Below are 18,081 nucleotides of genomic sequence, written 5' to 3' on the forward strand. Positions count from 1 at the left end.
TTAGAAAGAGAAAATTTAGAAAGTTAAGATACACTTTAACTTGGTCCTGTGAGGCCAAAAAGGGAGCATAACTATGGTATTTGAAAGCATAAAGTAAAATTCATAGCTTATTTTTTGAATTCAAATATTTGCAAGGTATATCACAGGATAGTGAAGATACAGTTTTTCTGTAGCTTTATTATCCTTTTTGTTTTATGTAAGGTGTAGTTTTAGCAAAAATATATTTGTAGGAGGCTTGAGCATGAAGGCAAAGCTTATATTAGAAAATGGTATGGTTTTTGAAGGTAAAGCTTTTGGGTACCTAAAAGAAAGTGTTGGCGAAGTAGTATTTACAACTGGTATGACAGGATATCAAGAAGTTCTTACTGATCCATCTTATTACGGACAAATAGTGACTATGACTTATCCTTTAATAGGTAACTATGGAATTAATCTTGAAGATATGGAATCAGATTCAGTAAAGGTAAGGGGTTTTATAGTAAGAGAAAAATGTGATTTACCTAGTAATTTTAGATGTGAATTAGAATTAGAAGATTTCTTAAAACAAGGAAAAGTTATTGGACTAGAAGGCATAGATACAAGAGCACTTACTAAGGTTTTAAGAAACAGCGGTACAATGAGGGGAATCATAACACTTGAAGATGTTGATGATGAGTATGTTAAAGAAAAAATAGCAGGGTTCTCTACTAAAGAAGCTGTGAAAAATGTTACAACAAGTAAATCTTATGTAGTTGAGGGAACAGGAAAGCATATTGCTATTATGGATTTTGGAATAAAAACTAATATAATAAGGAACTTTAAAAAGAGAGGCTGTAAGTTAACTGTATTTCCAGCTACAGCTACAGCAGAACAGGTATTAAATATAAACCCAGATTTAGTTTTTTTATCTAATGGACCTGGAGATCCAGAAGATTTAGATTTTGCTATAGAAAATATAAAGAAATTAGTTGGTAAAAAGCCAATTGTAGGTATTTGCTTAGGACATCAACTATTAGGTTTAGCTTTGGGTGGTAAAACTACTAAATTGAAATTCGGACATAGAGGATGTAACCATCCAGTCAAGGATTTAGAAGCTAATATTGTGCATATAACATCTCAAAACCATGGATATGTAGTAGAAAAATTACCAGATGATATGGAAATTACTCATGTAAACATAAATGATGGAACAGTAGAAGGAATGAAGCATAAGACTTTACCAATATATTCGGTTCAATTTCACCCAGAAGCATCTGCAGGGCCAAAGGACAGCGAATACATATTTGATAAATTCTTAGAATATGCACTATAGGAGGGGTAAGTAAAATGCCATTAAATAAGAATATAAAAAAAGTTTTAGTTATAGGATCAGGTCCTATAGTCATAGGGCAGGCAGCAGAGTTTGATTACTCAGGAACTCAAGCATGTGAAGCATTAAAATCAGAAGGTATAGAAGTTGTACTTATAAATTCAAACCCTGCAACAATTATGACAGATAAGGAAGTAGCAGATAAGGTTTATTTAGAACCATTAACATTAGAATTTGTTGAAAAAGTTATAGCTAAAGAAAGACCAGACAGTTTACTTGCAGGTATGGGTGGCCAAACAGGGCTTAATCTTGCAGTAGAATTGCATGATGCTGGTATATTAGAGAAATACGATGTAAAAGTAATCGGAACATCTATTGCATCTATAAAAGAAGGCGAAGATAGAGAACTATTCAGAGATATGATGAATAGAATTGGAGAGCCAGTAATAAAGAGTGAGATTGTAACTGAGTTAGAAGCAGGATTAGAATTTGCAGGTAAAATAGGCTATCCGGTTATAGTAAGGCCAGCTTATACTTTAGGAGGATCTGGTGGTGGTATTGCTGATGATGAAGAAGAGCTTAAAGTTATTCTAGAATCAGGACTTCAGCTAAGTACAATTGGTCAGGTTTTACTTGAAAAAAGTGTTAAGGGCTGGAAAGAAGTAGAATACGAGGTAATGAGGGATTCCTATGGAAACTGCATCACTGTATGTAACATGGAAAATATAGATCCAGTTGGTATACATACAGGAGACAGTATAGTAGTAGCTCCATCACAGACTCTTTCGGATAAAGAATATCAAATGCTTAGAACTGCATCAATAAATATAATAAATGCTGTTGGAATTGAAGGTGGATGTAATGTACAGTTTTCATTAAATCCAAATAGCTTTGAATATTCAGTTATAGAAATAAATCCTAGAGTTTCAAGAAGTTCAGCTCTAGCGTCAAAAGCAACTGGTTATCCTATTGCAAAGCTTGCTGCTAAAATAGCTCTTGGATATGGATTAGATGAAATAAAAAATGCTGTAACTCAAAAGACTTATGCATGTTTTGAACCAACACTTGACTATGTTGTTGTTAAAATACCAAAGTGGCCTTTTGATAAGTTCTTTGGTGCAGATAGAGAACTTGGAACAAAAATGATGGCAACTGGAGAGATAATGGCGATTGGAGCTAACTTTGAGCAGGCATTTTTAAAGGGAATTAGAAGCTTGGAAATAGGAAAATTCTCTTTAGATCATAAGAAATTCAAAGAATTAAGTATGTCAGAGCTTAAGAGAAGAGTAATGGCTCCAGATGACGAAAGAATCTTTGCTTTAGCAGAAATGCTAAGAAGAGACTATAGAATAGAAAAAATAAATAGAATAACTGGAATAGATATGTTCTTCTTAGAAAAAATTAAATGGATTGTTGAAGAAGAGCAAAGATTAAAATTGAGTAAAATAGAGGATTTAGACAAAGAATGGTTATACCATTTAAAGAAAAAAGGATTTTCAGATAAAGCTATAGCTGATATGTTAAAGGTTAGTCCTGATGACGTATATAGGTTAAGAGATATTTGGAATATAAAACCTTCATATAAAATGGTTGATACTTGTGGTGGAGAATTTGAAGCATTATCTCCATATTATTATTCAACTTATGAGCAATATGATGAAGTTGAAGTATCAAATAATAAGAAAGTAATAGTTATAGGTTCAGGTCCAATAAGAATTGGTCAAGGGATTGAATTTGATTATGCTTCAGTACATTGTGTAAAAGCGTTAAAGAAGCTTGGAATTGAGACTATAATAGTTAATAATAATCCAGAAACAGTAAGTACAGACTTCGACGTATCGGATAAATTATACTTTGAACCATTAACAGAAGAAGATGTTTTAAACATAATAGAGAAAGAAAAACCAGATGGAGTAATACTTCAATTTGGTGGGCAAACAGCTATAAAGCTTGCTAATTTTCTAAAAGAACAAAATATAGTAACTCTTGGAACTACAGCAGATCAAATAGATATGGCAGAAGACAGAGAGAAATTTGATGAGTTATTAGAAAGATTAGGAATAGCAAGACCAAAAGGTAAAGGAATATGGTCACTTAAAGAAGGCCTAGAAGAAGCTAGTAGATTAGGATTCCCAGTATTAGTTAGACCTTCATATGTAATAGGTGGTCAGGGAATGGAAATAACTCATGATGAAGATGAATTAACATACTATTTAGAAAATGCATTTGCTAAAGATAGTAAGAATCCAATCCTTATAGATAAGTATTTAATGGGAAGAGAAATAGAAGTAGATGCAATATCAGATGGTGAACAGATATTAATACCAGGCATTATGGAGCACTTGGAGAGAGCTGGTGTCCACTCTGGAGATAGCGTTACTATGTATCCAAGTCAAAATATTTCTGATAATATAAAAGCTGATGTATTAGAATATACTAAAAAATTAGCTTTAGGAATCGGAATTAAAGGAATGATAAATATTCAATTCATAGAATTTGAAGGGAAATTATATGTAATTGAGGTTAATCCAAGGGCATCTAGAACAGTGCCTTATATAAGTAAGGTAAGTGGAGTTCCAATAGTAGACTTAGCTACACAGGTAATGCTTGGAGCTAAATTAAAGGATCTAGGATATGGTGTAGATGTATATAAGGAGCCAGAACTAGTTTCAGTTAAGGTTCCAGTATTCTCAACTCAAAAGTTACCTAATGTTGAAGTAAGCTTAGGACCTGAAATGAGATCAACAGGAGAAGTTTTAGGTGTAGGAAGAAATATAAAAGAAGCTTTATATAAAGGCTTTGTAGGGGCTTATATGTATCCATCAAAAGAAAAAGGAAAGATTCTAGCAACAATTAATAAACATGATAAACCAGAATTTTTACCTATAGCAAAGGATCTAGCAGCAGTAGGATATAAGTTTATTGCAACAACAGGAACTTGTGAACTACTTAGAGAAGCTGGAATAGAAGTAGAAGAGATTAGAAAGATTGATGAAGAAGAACCAAACATACTAGATATAGTTAAGAATAGGGAAGTTGATTTAGTTGTTAATACTCCAACTAAAGGAAATGATTCAAATAGAGATGGTTTCCTAATAAGAAGAGCAGCTGTTGAAAGAAATCTAGGTGTAATTACTGCATTGGATACATTAAGAGCAATAGCTGATGTAGAACTTGAAAAGTTTGATCAAAAAAATGATTTAGAAGTATTTAATATAGCAAAATAAAAATAAGTAACGTATAAAATTAATCATATATAACGTTTGAAAAGGCTGGGATATTAATATATACCAGCCTTTTCAATGCCCAGAAAAGTATAAGATTTTTGAATTTTGAAAGTCGGATATATTTATGGTTACAGAAATTACCTTCTAAAAACGCGAATAGGAGAAAGCATTGGGTAGACAATTTATTCTAAAAATAAGTGTGGAATTAAGTTATAGTTATATAAAATTTATTCTTATGTATGAAATCTAACTTTTTATTTTAATTTGAAAAAATTATTGATAAAATGAAATATTGACAAGTGAACATATGTTCTGTATAATACAATTAATGAACATATGTTTGCTAAGGAGATGTGTACTATGAAAGAAGAGGGAAATTTTTTTGTTAAATTGCATTGTAAAAACATTGATAATATTAGGAGTTTAATAATAGATCGACAAGGAAACTATATGAGCAAACAGGAAAAATACATAATGTGTGCAGGAAAATATGATAAAAATGGGTGGACATTAGTATTTAGAACTAAAAGTTTTGAGGAAGCTGAAGAATTAGCAAGTTTAAATCCATTTGCATACAGAAAAAAAAGAATAAACTAATATTAAATACATTTGATTGTATAAGAATATTAATCTTATTACATCAAATAAGTAAAAAACATACTAGAGATTAATTCATATTTCGTATTGTATATTCGAAATAACAATTGAAAGATTTTCGATTAGATTAATTTTAGAGCCAATTTTATTTGGACGCTTACTTTTAAGAATTTTAACCATAGGCCTTAATGGATAGTTTGGAAAAGTTTCTTCAACTACTCCTATATCCCCGTTACTAAGACTTACAATTGTTCCTTGAGGGAAGGTTATAATAATCTTACAAAATGTACTAATCATATCATAATCAAATAGTGTACCTGAGTTAGACATTAAATATTCCAAGGCATCGTTTGGACACATAGCTCTTTTATAAGGTCTATCAGAAGTTAATGCATCATAAACATCAGCAATGCTTACGATTCTGGCTAAAGGGCTAATTTTTTTGCCTAAAATTCTATTAGGATAACCCAATCCGTCAAACCTTTCATGATGCTGTGAAACTATTAACTTAATATGAGCACTTAAATTTGAGAATTTCCCTAAGAAGTCATATCCGTACTTTGGATGTCTTTTTATTATTTCATACTCCTCAAGAGTCAGTTTGCCAGGTTTTTGCAGGATTTCTTTTGGGATAAATATTTTTCCTATATCATGAATTAATGCTCCAATACAAAGGTGAATTAAGCTCCTTTTAGAAAGATTAAGGCCAATACCAAGTATAAGTGATATTACAGCAACATTAACTGAATGAGAATAGGTGTAATTATCCATACTTTTTATATCAACCAATGAAAATAGAACATTTTTATTAGCTAAAACATTATCTAACAGTTCTTCTGCAATTCTATTAATTGAATTAAAATATCTTTTTTCTTGTTTAGTATAGTCAGCAATGTTACGCTTTTCAAAAGTATGTGTAGAAGCTATTCGTTCTATATCAGAAAAAGTTTCTTTAATTACAGATATGGCTTTTTGACGTAATTCTGGTTTTATTACTTCTTCTATTTCAGAATAGCTATAATCATCAATTATATATAAAGAAAATATTTTGTATTCTCTGATCTTTTTAAGTCTAGCATTAGTCAACATTAGCCCAGCTCGAAGCAGGCATTTCCCATTAGAAGTATATATATTTTGACCTAATAACGAATTTTCTCTAATACATTCAATTGGAACTAATCGCATAATCATATACCTCACAACATTAATAATAATTATTATATCATAAATTAAATGTAATATTATACCTCAATATGAAAAATATTAAAAGAAAAAGATAGATATAAGGTTAAGAATTATTAATCATATCTTGAGTTTACACTAGATTGGAATAGCTAGACATTGAATAAATAAAGTAATAAAATATTTATTATATAAGGCACATTCGATTTATTGATCTAGTTTATTCTATGTGGCGAATTTAAAAAAAATGGAGTGAGGACATTTTGAATATTAAAAAAAATAGTGCGATAGGTTTTTTTGATTCAGGAGTAGGTGGATTAAGTGTACTGAGAGAAGCTATTTCACTAATGCCAAATGAAAATTATATTTATTTTGGTGACTCAAAAAATGCTCCTTATGGAACTAAGGAACTAAATGAAGTTAAAAATCTTACTTTAAATGCAGTTAATTTCTTATTAAGTAAGGGAGTTAAAGCAATTGTAGTAGCATGTAATACAGCAACTAGCGCTGCAATTGAAGACATTAGAAATAAATATGGAGATATGATTATAATAGGTATAGAACCTGCATTAAAACCAGCTATTAAGCTTAAGAGAAATGGAAATGTAATAATAATGGCTACACCCATGACTTTAAGAGAGAAAAAATTTAAATTACTAATGGAAAAATATAAAAAAGAAGCTAATATAATATCATTGCCTTGTGCAGGACTTGTAGAATTTATAGAACAAGGCATATTAGAGGGAGAAGAATTAGAAGATTATTTAAAAGAAAAATTCAATCCTTACCTATTCGATGATATAAGTTCAATTGTCTTAGGATGTACACATTATCCATTTGTAAAAAAGGCGCTATCTAATGTTATTGGAAAAAATATACCACTTATTGATGGCGGTCTTGGTACTGCGCAGGAGTTGAAAAGAAAATTAATGGAATCAGATTTAGTGAATGATTCTAAAGAAAAAGGAAATATTTTAGTCTATAATTCTATAAATGATAATAAAGTTGTAGATTTCTGTTATAATTTAATTAATGCATAAATATAAGTATAATTCAGATTTGTAATAAATACATATAAGTATTGAATTTTAATTTATATTTTAGATAATAATAGTAGACATAATCAAAAAAATAATAAAGTAAATTGTACTTTTTTATTATTTTCTTCGATTTGTCGTAGTAATATTGATTTCGAGAGGAGAAATTTTTAGCATGAAAAATCCAATTATCACAATGACTATGGAAAACGGTGGGGTTATTAAAGCAGAATTATATCCTGAAATAGCTCCTAATACAGTAAGTAATTTTGTAGATTTAATCAATAGAGGTTTTTATGATGGATTAATATTTCACAGAGTTATTCCAGGATTTATGATTCAGGGCGGATGCCCAGAAGGAACTGGAATGGGAGGCCCGGGATATTCTATAAAGGGTGAATTTACAAGTAATGGATTTAAAAACACATTAAAGCATACTAAAGGTGTATTATCAATGGCTAGAGCTATGCACCCTGATTCAGCAGGAAGCCAGTTCTTTATTATGGTTGCAGATGCTCCACATTTAGATGGTCAATACGCATCATTTGGTAAAGTTATTGAAGGCATAGAGGTAGCAGATAAGATTGTTGCACAAAAGACTGATATGGCAGATAGACCTTATGAAGATCAAGTAATAAAAAGTGTTACAGTGGATATGCAAGGTGAAGAAATTAAAGAACCAGAAATAATTGAAGAATAAAAGACATTAGTCATATAAAGTTTTTTAGGCACATGAAATAAGATAATAAATCTAGAACTGATATGAATATTTTTCAAGGAGGCAAAGTGTGTTATTATAGCTGGCCTATTATAATGCTTTACCAATGCAGGATAATGAAAGATATGCTGGTATATGGACTTGTTATCTTTTTGATTGTGCCTTATGTATATTAATTATAAAGTATAATAACGTAAAAAGAGGTGGTATAAATGGCAATGAAGGATAAGTGCATATTAGCATATGGATTAAATGAAGAAGAAATTAAGAAAATCGAAAGTCAAAATATTAAGGTTATAGAGATAAGCAATAATACAGCTTTAATGACCTTAGAACAAATAATCTGCGGAAATACGGATGAAAATTCTTATGATGAGTTGCCTAAAAATGAGAAAGCACTTATTTTTAACGGATTTAAGGATGAACAATTAAAATATACTATTAGATATATTAGAGGATTTATCCAAGGAGGGGTATTAGCTATGTGTACACCTCAAAATTATAGATGGACAGTTAAATATCTTTTAGAGCATTTAATCGAAGAGAGAGAATGGTATAAGACAAATGGAGGAAAATAAAGCATATTAATAGTTATTTTCTAAGATATGCTTAAGAATAGCAAGAGGGGAGAAAATAAAGTGAGTCGTGTAGGTGAAAATATAAAGCAGGCTAGAGAAAAGAGTGGCATGACAGTTAAGGCTCTAGCTAAAAAATTAGGTGTGGCCGAAAAATACTTAAATGAAGTTGAAATGGGAAGAAAAGTTGCGCCTGAATCATTTATAGATAAAGCCGCTAAAGTTTTAAAAGCTGATTTAAATGATATAAGTATGGTTGTTACTGATGAAGCGTTACAAGAAGAAAAGAAAACATTAAAGGAGCTGCCAAAGAAAAACATAGAAAACTCAGAACTTTGGACAGATGCTTTTTCATCGGTACTTAGAAGTGTTCCAGTATATGATTATTCATTATCAAATAAAAAAGCTTCTAAAGAAATGCCAGTTCATTCAAATAAGATAGAAAACTACCCACAAGACAAGGTGTTTTATCTAGAAGTAGAAGATGATGAAATGAATGGTTTTAGAATGTTAAAAGGAGATATAGCTTTTGCACATAGTGTAAAAGAAGTAAGTAATAATGGCTTTTTCTTACTTGATTATAAAGGAAAAAGAAAGATAAGACAGGTAAAAGTTTTAGGAAATTCAAAGGTACTTTTAGTAAGTAATGCAGGCGGCTTACTTACTGAAACAATGGAATTAAAAGAGATAGATGTAATTGCTAAACTAGAAAGAGTTGAAATCAAATTATAACAAGTATGATTATAATAAAATAATATTATAACAGAAAAGTAGAGGATAATTGTATAGTGCAATAATCCTCTACTTTTGTTGCATATTAATGCTTATCTGCATAATATGTTTATGTATATATTAATTTAGAGAGTTGTTGTTATGGCAGAGTTACAAAGGGAAGTGCCTTCAAAAGTAGATGCCTCCATAGGATTATTGACTAATGTACCAAAGGCAATATTAGATGAAATTGGATTTAAATATCAAAATCAAGGAAATAATTTAGAACTTACAATCTTATATAGAGATACACCAGAACAAACAAGAGTATTTGTTGAAGGGTTAGGTGGTACATTTACAGATTTAGGTTTTAACTTTGCAATCGTTAATATTCCAAGAGATAAATTAGATCAATTATCATTAAGTAACACTATTCAATATATAGAATTACCCAAGAGTTTATATGAGCAAGATGAGGAAAGTAACAGAGTGTCATGTATTCTTGATTTGCCTTCTAACTTTGCTGTTTCAGGAGAAGGAATATTAGTTGGCTTTGTGGATTCCGGAATAGATTATACTCATCCAGCATTTATGAATACAGAGGGAACAACCAGAATAGAGTATATTTATGATTTAAGTATTGGAGGAAACATATATAATAAACAAACCATAAATGAAGCAATAAAATCTTCTGATCCATTTTCAATAGTCCCATCAAGAGATGATACAGGGCATGGGACTCATGTTGCAGGAATTGCTTGTGGTGGAGGAAGGATAAATCAAATGTATAAAGGTGTAGCACCTAGTGCATCAATAGCAATGGTCAAGGCATCAAGGGGAGCTGCGGCTTTAAGCTCACAAATACTGCAAGGTATTAAGTTCCTAATAGATAGAAGTAAAGAACTTAACTTACCATTAGTAATAAGTCTTAGCTTAAGCACAAATGATGGAGCACATGATGGAAGCAGCATATTGGAGCAGTACATTAGAACTATAGAAAATCTTGAAAGAGTATCAATTGTTATTGCAGCAGGAAATGAAGGAGATGCAGGCCACCATGTCGGAGGGGAATTAAGTAAAACCCAAAGAGCAATTTTTAATATATCAAGTGATGAAAAGTCAGTTGTTATGAATTTATATAAGCCGATTTTGCCTAATATAGCAATAAGTATAATAAATCCTACTGGGCAAAGCAGTGGAAATGTAACTATACAAGAAGGCTATATTCAAGGAGCTATAGGTCGTGATAGATATGATATATATGTAGCAGGACCAAAACCATTTGAATTGAATAGCGAAATAAAGGTAATTCTTTCTGCTAGATCTGATTTTCTTGCGGAAGGAGTATGGACATTAGAAATAAATGTTTTAAATGAATATTTGGGAATATACTCAATATGGCTTCCAGTTCTTGAAGGTCTTAATCCAAAAACAAGATTTTTAGAGCCTAATCAATATAATACTTTGGGAATACCAGCGACAGTAGACAACATAATAGCTGTTGGAAGTTATAATTATAGAACTAACAACTTATCGTCATTTAGTGGCAGAGGAGCACAAAATCAAGGAAATCTAGTGAGGCCAGATTTAGCTGCACCTGGAGAAGGCATACTTGGTCCAGTACCAGGTGGAGGGTATGATACTAAGACAGGTACATCAATGGCAGCACCACAGGTAGCAGGAATATGTGCACTTATGATGCAATGGGGGATAGTTAAAGGAAATGATCCATATTTGTTTGGCCAAAGATTAAAATATTACTTATTAAGAGGAGCTAAGCGAAGGCGTACAGATGTGACATATCCTAATCCATTATGGGGATATGGAGAAGTATGTGCATTAAATAGCTTTAACTCACTTCAGTCTGACTTAAGTGGAATTTTAACTAGAAAAAACACAAATCAAAGGAATATGTTGGTAATAAATACTATAACTGATAAATATAATATTCTGAGAAAAAATATAAAGAGGAAAGTTATGGAGAATACAAGTAGTGGAAATGCTATGCAAAACACTGGTATGTTAAAGATTCAATGTTTCAGAGGAGAAGATTACATTCCAATTGATAATGCTAAAATAACTGTAAGGGGAACATCAGTTTCAGAAAATGCTAAAGCTATTGAGTTAGTTACAGATTCAGTTGGACTAACTCAAGTAATAGATTTAGCAGCACCACCCTTAGAATACTCCCTAAATGAAAATAGTAATCAGATACCTTATAGTTTATATGATATAACTATTGAAAGAAGCGGTTTTAGACCAATAGCGATAAAGGGATGCCAAGTCTTTCCTACACAGGTTGCATATCAGATTTGTAATTTAGAGGCAAGTTCAGGACGTGGAGACATGAGGCAGGAAATAATAGATATACAACCGAATACATTAAATGGTAATTATCCGCCTAAGATACCTGAAGAAGTTGATAAGCCAGTACCGCCACCAACTTCAGGGGTTGTATTATCACAAGTAGTAGTTCCAGAATATATTATTGTTCATCAAGGAGGGCCCAATGATCCATCAGCACCAAATTATAAAGTACCATTTAAGGATTATATTAAAAATGTTGCGTCTTGTGAAATATATTCGACTTGGAATAACTCAGCACTTAGAGCAAATATCTTCTGTATTATATCATTTACATTAAATAGAATTTTTACTGAATGGTATAGAGGTAAAGGTAAGAATTTTGATATCACCAGTTCCACAGCTTATGATCATGCATTTAATTATGGCAGAAATATTTATGATAGTATAAGTCAGATTGTAGACGAAATTTTTTCTACTTATGTAAGAAGAACTGGAAAGAAACAGCCCCTTTTTACACAATACTGTGATGGAAAGAGTGTTACGTGTCCTCAATGGTTAAGTCAATGGGGAAGTCAAGGGTTAGCACAGCAAGGAATGGTTCCATTTGATATATTGAAACATTACTATGGGGACGATATTGAATTAGTTACAGCTGAAAAAGTATCAGGAAGTCCGCAGTCATATCCAGGGCAAGAGTTAACGATTGGATCATCTGGTCCTGATGTAAGGACAATTCAAGGACAACTAAATAGAATAGCAAGAAATTATCCTTTAATTCCAAAGCAGGCTGAAGATGGTCAATATACTCAAAAAACAGCAGATGCAGTAAAAACATTTCAACAAATATTTACATTACCACAAACAGGAGTGGTCGATTATGCAACATGGTATAAGATATCAGATGTTTATGTTGGGGTAACAAGACTAGCAGAACTAAATACTACAGAATCAAGCAGGGGATGGTCTTTAAATGAGTTTATGCCACCAATAATACCTGAATTAGACAATAAGAGAGGAATACCTAAATTTTATTATTAGAGAGATAAAAAATAGTAGACCAATTATGGACTGCTATTTTTTTACTCCCTCAAGATTAAAATCAGGAATATAAGAGATATTATTTGTTCCATCATCTTGAATAAATCCATTTTTGACACCAAGGTCTAAGGCGTAATTAATTAAACTATCATAAAGCTTGGGATTAAGAGGTTTATTTATTTCAGGATAATTACAAGCTTTAAACATAGGCACATATTGGTTCATTAAACTTATATAAACATTATCGCCATATCTATTATAAATGCAGTCAACTACTTTCTTAGAATCAAAAAGAAGTCCAGGAAGCATTAGATGCCGTATAATAACCCCTTTCATTATAAGCCCAGCTTCATTAAATACTGGTTTTCCAACTTGCCGTAACATCTCATCTATTATCTTTAGTACGTTAGAAGAATAATTCTTAGCATTAGAATATTTAAAAGCATATTTATCGTTAAAGTATTTAAAGTCTGGAAGGTAAACATCAATGTATCCATCTAGTAACTTTATAGTTTCAATAGAGTCATAGGTATTAGTATTATATAGAATAGGTATAGTTAAGTTATTCTTTTTGGCGATTTTTAGAGCTTCTATAATTTGAGGAACATAGTGTGTTGGAGTAACTAAATTTATGTTATTTGCTCCTTTTTCTTGAAGCTCTAAAAATATTTCTGAAAGCCTCTCAATAGATACTTCCATACCTATGACAGAAGACTCATTTTTAAAGTTTTGATTTTTTAAACTGTCAGAAGTACAAAGAGAAAATTCTTCTTTTTCAGTTCCTTGACTTATATTGTAATTTTGGCAGAATACGCAGTTTAGATTGCAATGAGAAAAAAATACAGTGCCTGAGCCTTTTTCCTGGGAAATAGGAGGCTCTTCCCAGAGGTGTAAAGAAGCTCGGGCAAGTTTTACTTTATTTGAAGCTTTACAAAATCCAATTTGCTCAGCATTTCTATTAATTTTACAGTTTCTATAACAAAGAGTACATTCATCTAATAAATTTAAATAGTTCATTTATATCAAATCCTTTATGGTAATTATTAAATAATATTATAAAAAGTATACCATATTTATTTCACGGAGTGAGATTTATTGGATCTGAAAAAGTCTTTTTTATGTTTAAAAAAGAATATTATGCACTGGCATATGAAAATTAGGCTTAATAATCCAAACATAGGATATAACTTAGTTATAAGATTTCCAAAGCCTAGTTGAGAGATTAAAAGTGCAAAAATTATAACTACAAATATAGCTTTTTTAAATTCAATATTAAATGTTTTGTTCAAAGTTTTACTTATTGAATATATATCTGAGACTTCAGTGGAAAACATCTCTAGCCAAATAATTACAAGTAGCAAAGCTTGAATTAGATTGCCAAATCTATTTGCTACAAAAAGCAAGGGTATTTCATAGTTATATATATAAGGTTGATTAACCGTTAATAATAAATTAATCATTAGGCAAAGTATTGTAAGGCCAATAGCCCCGACTATTACTCCAATAATCATAATCTTACTTTTCTTCATTTGTGTACTAAGAGGAACTAAAACTCCAGATGCTGAAAGTGTATTATAGCCTGCATATAATATTGTGGAAACGAGAATTCCTGATCTTTTAGGCTGAAAACTTGCTATATTAGTAAATGAAACTGCATCCTTACAAAATGAAAAGTATAGAATTGTGATAAGCGTAATGGTAAAAATTAATCCAGGAACAATAAAAGAGTTAACTTCGATTAAGCCTTCAGTATCTCTAAGTAAAAAAAATACAGCAATTAAAATCATAAGTAATGACCCAATTATCTTTGGTATTCCAAAGAATTGATGAATTAGAGCTCCACTGCCAGCAAGTATTATAGAAGCACTAGAAATAAGAAATAAAGTAGTTATAAGTCCTGTGAATTTTCCAAATATATTAGGACTTATTATATTCATAACATCACTATATGAATTAAGATTATAATTAACGCTTATTCTTGAGATTATAGAATTTATTAAAATGTAAAAAATGCCACAGCCTATGATACCTAAAAAGCTTGCAATTCCATATTGAGTAAAGAATTCTGTGATTTCTTTTCCAGAAGCAAGTCCAGCTCCAACGATTGTACCAATAAATACTGTAGCAACTTGAAAAATTTTGATTAATTCGTTTTTCAATATTTATCCCCCTAAAGAATATTACTTGTATAATATATAAGGTTTACTTTTAATTTATTCTATAAATTATATTATTGGTTAACAATTTATGATTAAAAGTTAACATGTATAGCTAATGGAAAGGAAATGAATAACTATTACTAAAAGTCTGAAAAGTATCTAATGTACATTTCGTAATTAAAAATGTACAATTAGTTTGGAAATATATTTTATTATGTTTAAGATATATGTAATTACAACGATTCGTGATTAAAAATCATTATTATAGGTTCGGAGGTCTTATGGATAATTTTTGGAATGGTAAAAGATATCACAGTTTAAATTATTTTTTAAGAAATAAATTTGGAGAAAAAGTATTCAAAATCTCTTTGGATGGAGGTTTTTCATGTCCTAATAGAGATGGAAAGATAAGTAGTGGAGGATGCCTTTTCTGCAGTGAAAGAGGTTCAGGAGATTATGCTGGAAATAGAGAATTATCTATTACAAAGCAATTTAATGATATAAAAGAAATGATGGCACAGAAGTGGAAGAATGGGAAATATATAGCTTATTTTCAGGCATATACAAATACTTATGCACCTGTTCAAGAATTAAGAAGAAAATATGACGAAGCATTGAAGCAGGAGGGAGTTGTAGCCATTGCAATAGCTACAAGACCAGATTGTTTAGATAATGATGTACTGGATTTATTAGAGGAGATAAACAATAAAGTTTACCTTTGGATAGAGCTTGGGCTTCAGACTTGCAATGATAAAACGGCTAAGATAATAAATAGAGGATATGAATTACAGGTTTTTGAAAATGCTATGAAGAAATTAAAAGAAAGAAATATTGATGTAGTGGTTCACGATATTCTAGGATTGCCAGGCGAAACTAAGGAAGATATGCTAAAGACAATAGATTATATTTCTCATTCTGGGGCCAAAGGAATAAAGTTACATCTACTACATCTAATGAAGTATACTCCAATGGTAAAATTATATGAAACGGGCAAGCTAGGATTTTTATCTCAAGAGGATTACATTGAATTGATTATAAAGGGTATAACTCTTCTTCCTAAGGATATGGTGGTTCATAGGCTTACAGGAGATGCCCCTAGAAGTCTCTTAATTGGTCCCATGTGGAGCCTAAAAAAATGGGAAGTTTTGAATTCAATAGATAAAGCGTTAGAAGAAAATGAATTATGGCAAGGAAAAAATTATAGGGAGATATGACGATTATGAAAATAGATATTATAATATCAGCTGATGATATAAAAGAGAGTAAAATAAAAGACAAAATAGTTGTTGTAATTGATATGTTTAGAGCAACCTCTGTAATAATTACAGCTTTAAACAATGGCTGTAAAGAAGTCATTCCTTATTTAACAATTGAGGAGACGTTAGAAGAAGCTAGAAAGCTTGGGAGAGAAGATTATATTTTAGGAGGAGAACGAAGAGCTGTTAAAATAGATGGATTTGATTTATCAAACTCTCCACTTGAATATACAAAAAATAATGTTGAAAATAAAACGGTATTTTTAACTACAACAAATGGAACAAAAACGCTTACAAAGTCTAAATCTGCCAAAAGGATACTTATAGGTGCTATGATAAATGCAAAAGCAGTAGCTAATAATCTAATGAAGATAAATGAAGATGTAGTAATTATAAATGCAGGAACAAATGGCAATTTTTCAATGGACGATTATATTTGCAGTGGATATATAATTAATGAAATATTAAAAGATGATAAAAGTATTGAACTTACAGATATAGCTCGAACAGCTAATATTATATATGAAGAGAATGTGGATATAATGAGTTATGTAAAACAAGCAACACATTATTCGGTTATGAAGTCTTTAGAATTAGATAATGATATTGAGTATTGTGTTAAAAAAAGTATTGTAAATATAGTTCCAGAATATAAAAATGATAGGATTCAATAATTATAAATGTAACTATAAAAAATCGATAGCTGAATGGTATGTGTAATATATTTGGAAATATGATATTACGCCTATAAAATTAAAGACTTAGGTAATTAATGTACCTAAGTCTTTAAAATAACTAGCTTTCATATTGTTTTAATAATTCGTATATTCGTGGAGAACAATTTTTTCCTTTACACGAACCACTTCCAGCACCTGTAGCTTCTTGAACTTCTTTCACAGTAGAAGCACCATTTCTAATGGCTTCTTTTATTTTAGCACGAGTAATAAGCTTGCAGGTACAAGTTTTAGTTAATTTATCTAAAATATCTTTATTCAAGTTATTATCCATATATAATCTCCTTAAAGCAATTTAATTTTAAATAATTAAATCACTTTATTGAGGAATGGTCAATAGATATTTTTAAATAATATATAGTATAAATATAAACTGTTAATATTTAGTTCCAAATAATCGCCCTAGAAAACTTTGCTTTGACTTTTGTGAAGCTATTTCTTCCTGAACATAATAGGCACGTTCAATTATATTTTTAAATCTTTTAATCTCATCTGCTAAATTTTTCCCATTAGTAACAAATGATTCATTTAAGTTCTTTAACTGAGAATTAACATTATTTTCGAATGAAACTCTATTATCTATTAATGTATTGACTTTTTCAGATAGTTCACTATAAGAATCCATAGCCACATTTGTATTAAATTTAAAGTCTATGTAATCTTTAATTTCATTTATTATACTATTTTTAAAGATATCCAGTTGCTTATTCTGTTCTTTTATAATTGATTCTATAATTTGTTGTATAATTAACTCATTACTTTCATCAATTTTATTAGATAAATAGTCTTTAACATTATTGATTTTCTCACTTTCTAATTCTATAACTGAAGAGATAATTTCTTTAGCTGATAGTGAGTTATCTTCTTTTACTTCTAATAAATCTTGAATATCCAAAGGTAATTCTTCACAATACTTTTGAACTTCTTTGATAGACATACCTTTATTTTTTAAATTTATCAAGAATTCAAGCTTGTCAACATCTTTATTTGTATATCTAAATTCCTTATTAGATATTTCTATTTTTAAGATGTTATCAAAAACATTAGTATAATATCGTATGCTGCTATCCTCTTCCCCTAATAAATCAGCTACCTGACTTAGAGAATAGTATAAAATATCTCCTCTTCTTTTGTTTTGCATAATATTTTCATCTTGAATATCTAAAGTGTTAGTTTCAGAATTCATAATTATCGTAAATCCCCTTTCTATACGATTGAAATTAGCTTTGATAAAAAATAAATTACGTTAAAA

15 protein-coding genes are annotated in these 18,081 nt (G+C 30.3%); 10 read left to right on the forward strand and 5 right to left on the reverse strand.

The genetic code is table 11. From position 1 onward, the window contains the following. Nucleotides 1–241: 241 nt before the first annotated feature. The 3 genes from carA to CDLVIII_RS01445 all read left to right on the forward strand — a co-directional run bounded on the left by carA (nt 242) and on the right by CDLVIII_RS01445 (nt 5,112). A complete protein-coding gene (carA, locus tag CDLVIII_RS01435; protein ID WP_009167690.1) occupies nt 242–1,291 on the forward strand; it encodes a glutamine-hydrolyzing carbamoyl-phosphate synthase small subunit in 1,050 nt (349 codons plus the stop codon). A 14-nt stretch (nt 1,292–1,305) separates the two neighbouring features. Next, complete coding sequence (gene carB, locus CDLVIII_RS01440; RefSeq protein ID WP_009167691.1) at nt 1,306–4,515, forward strand: carbamoyl-phosphate synthase large subunit; 3,210 nt, start codon at nt 1,306–1,308, stop codon at nt 4,513–4,515. Nucleotides 4,516–4,875: 360 nt separating this feature from the next. Beyond that, nucleotides 4,876–5,112 carry a hypothetical protein gene (locus CDLVIII_RS01445; protein ID WP_009167692.1) on the forward strand — a complete coding sequence of 79 codons (237 nt, stop codon included), beginning with the start codon at nt 4,876–4,878 and terminating at the stop codon, nt 5,110–5,112. Between the two features lie 75 nt (nt 5,113–5,187). On the opposite strand, the gene CDLVIII_RS01450 is transcribed toward CDLVIII_RS01445, so the two are convergent. After that, nucleotides 5,188–6,297 (reverse strand): HD-GYP domain-containing protein, encoded by a 1,110-nt coding sequence (locus CDLVIII_RS01450; protein WP_009167693.1) that lies wholly within the window; start codon nt 6,295–6,297, stop codon nt 5,188–5,190. A 260-nt stretch (nt 6,298–6,557) separates the two neighbouring features. Here CDLVIII_RS01450 and murI point away from each other — a divergent pair, with 260 nt between their 5' ends. The 5 genes from murI to CDLVIII_RS01475 all read left to right on the forward strand — a co-directional run bounded on the left by murI (nt 6,558) and on the right by CDLVIII_RS01475 (nt 12,680). Continuing rightward, on the forward strand, nt 6,558–7,334 hold the full coding sequence (gene murI, locus CDLVIII_RS01455) for a glutamate racemase (RefSeq protein WP_009167694.1): 777 nt from the start codon (nt 6,558–6,560) through the stop codon (nt 7,332–7,334). A gap of 172 nt (nt 7,335–7,506) precedes the next feature. Then, nucleotides 7,507–8,031, forward strand: coding sequence for a peptidylprolyl isomerase (locus CDLVIII_RS01460; protein WP_009167695.1), 525 nt, complete (start codon nt 7,507–7,509; stop codon nt 8,029–8,031). Nucleotides 8,032–8,261: 230 nt separating this feature from the next. Then, nucleotides 8,262–8,627 (forward strand): DUF3783 domain-containing protein, encoded by a 366-nt coding sequence (locus tag CDLVIII_RS01465; RefSeq protein WP_009167696.1) that lies wholly within the window; start codon nt 8,262–8,264, stop codon nt 8,625–8,627. A gap of 60 nt (nt 8,628–8,687) precedes the next feature. Further along, nucleotides 8,688–9,356, forward strand: coding sequence for a helix-turn-helix transcriptional regulator (locus CDLVIII_RS01470; RefSeq protein ID WP_009167697.1), 669 nt, complete (start codon nt 8,688–8,690; stop codon nt 9,354–9,356). 141 nt (nt 9,357–9,497) lie between these two features. Next, a complete protein-coding gene (locus tag CDLVIII_RS01475) occupies nt 9,498–12,680 on the forward strand; it encodes a S8 family serine peptidase (protein ID WP_009167698.1) in 3,183 nt (1,060 codons plus the stop codon). A gap of 33 nt (nt 12,681–12,713) precedes the next feature. On the opposite strand, the gene CDLVIII_RS01480 is transcribed toward CDLVIII_RS01475, so the two are convergent. Beyond that, a complete protein-coding gene (locus tag CDLVIII_RS01480) occupies nt 12,714–13,697 on the reverse strand; it encodes a radical SAM protein (protein ID WP_009167699.1) in 984 nt (327 codons plus the stop codon). Nucleotides 13,698–13,753: 56 nt separating this feature from the next. Then, on the reverse strand, nt 13,754–14,839 hold the full coding sequence (locus tag CDLVIII_RS01485; RefSeq protein ID WP_009167700.1) for a transporter: 1,086 nt from the start codon (nt 14,837–14,839) through the stop codon (nt 13,754–13,756). 281 nt (nt 14,840–15,120) lie between these two features. Between CDLVIII_RS01485 and CDLVIII_RS01490 the strand changes: the two genes are divergently transcribed. Both CDLVIII_RS01490 and CDLVIII_RS01495 read left to right on the forward strand, forming a co-directional pair. After that, nucleotides 15,121–16,053 carry a TIGR01212 family radical SAM protein gene (locus CDLVIII_RS01490; RefSeq protein ID WP_009167701.1) on the forward strand — a complete coding sequence of 311 codons (933 nt, stop codon included), beginning with the start codon at nt 15,121–15,123 and terminating at the stop codon, nt 16,051–16,053. Nucleotides 16,054–16,058: 5 nt separating this feature from the next. Continuing rightward, the gene (locus CDLVIII_RS01495) at nt 16,059–16,769 is read left to right on the forward strand and encodes a 2-phosphosulfolactate phosphatase family protein (protein WP_009167702.1); all 711 of its coding nucleotides are present in this window, start codon (nt 16,059–16,061) and stop codon (nt 16,767–16,769) included. Between the two features lie 121 nt (nt 16,770–16,890). On the opposite strand, the gene CDLVIII_RS01500 is transcribed toward CDLVIII_RS01495, so the two are convergent. Then, on the reverse strand, nt 16,891–17,103 hold the full coding sequence (locus tag CDLVIII_RS01500) for a (2Fe-2S)-binding protein (RefSeq protein ID WP_009167703.1): 213 nt from the start codon (nt 17,101–17,103) through the stop codon (nt 16,891–16,893). A 102-nt stretch (nt 17,104–17,205) separates the two neighbouring features. Beyond that, nucleotides 17,206–18,015, reverse strand: a complete 810-nt coding sequence (locus tag CDLVIII_RS01505) for a helix-turn-helix domain-containing protein (RefSeq protein WP_009167704.1) — start codon at nt 18,013–18,015, stop codon at nt 17,206–17,208. Nucleotides 18,016–18,081: the final 66 nt, after the last annotated feature.

Source organism: Clostridium sp. DL-VIII (assembly GCF_000230835.1).
Taxonomy (GTDB): Bacteria; Bacillota; Clostridia; order Clostridiales; family Clostridiaceae; genus Clostridium.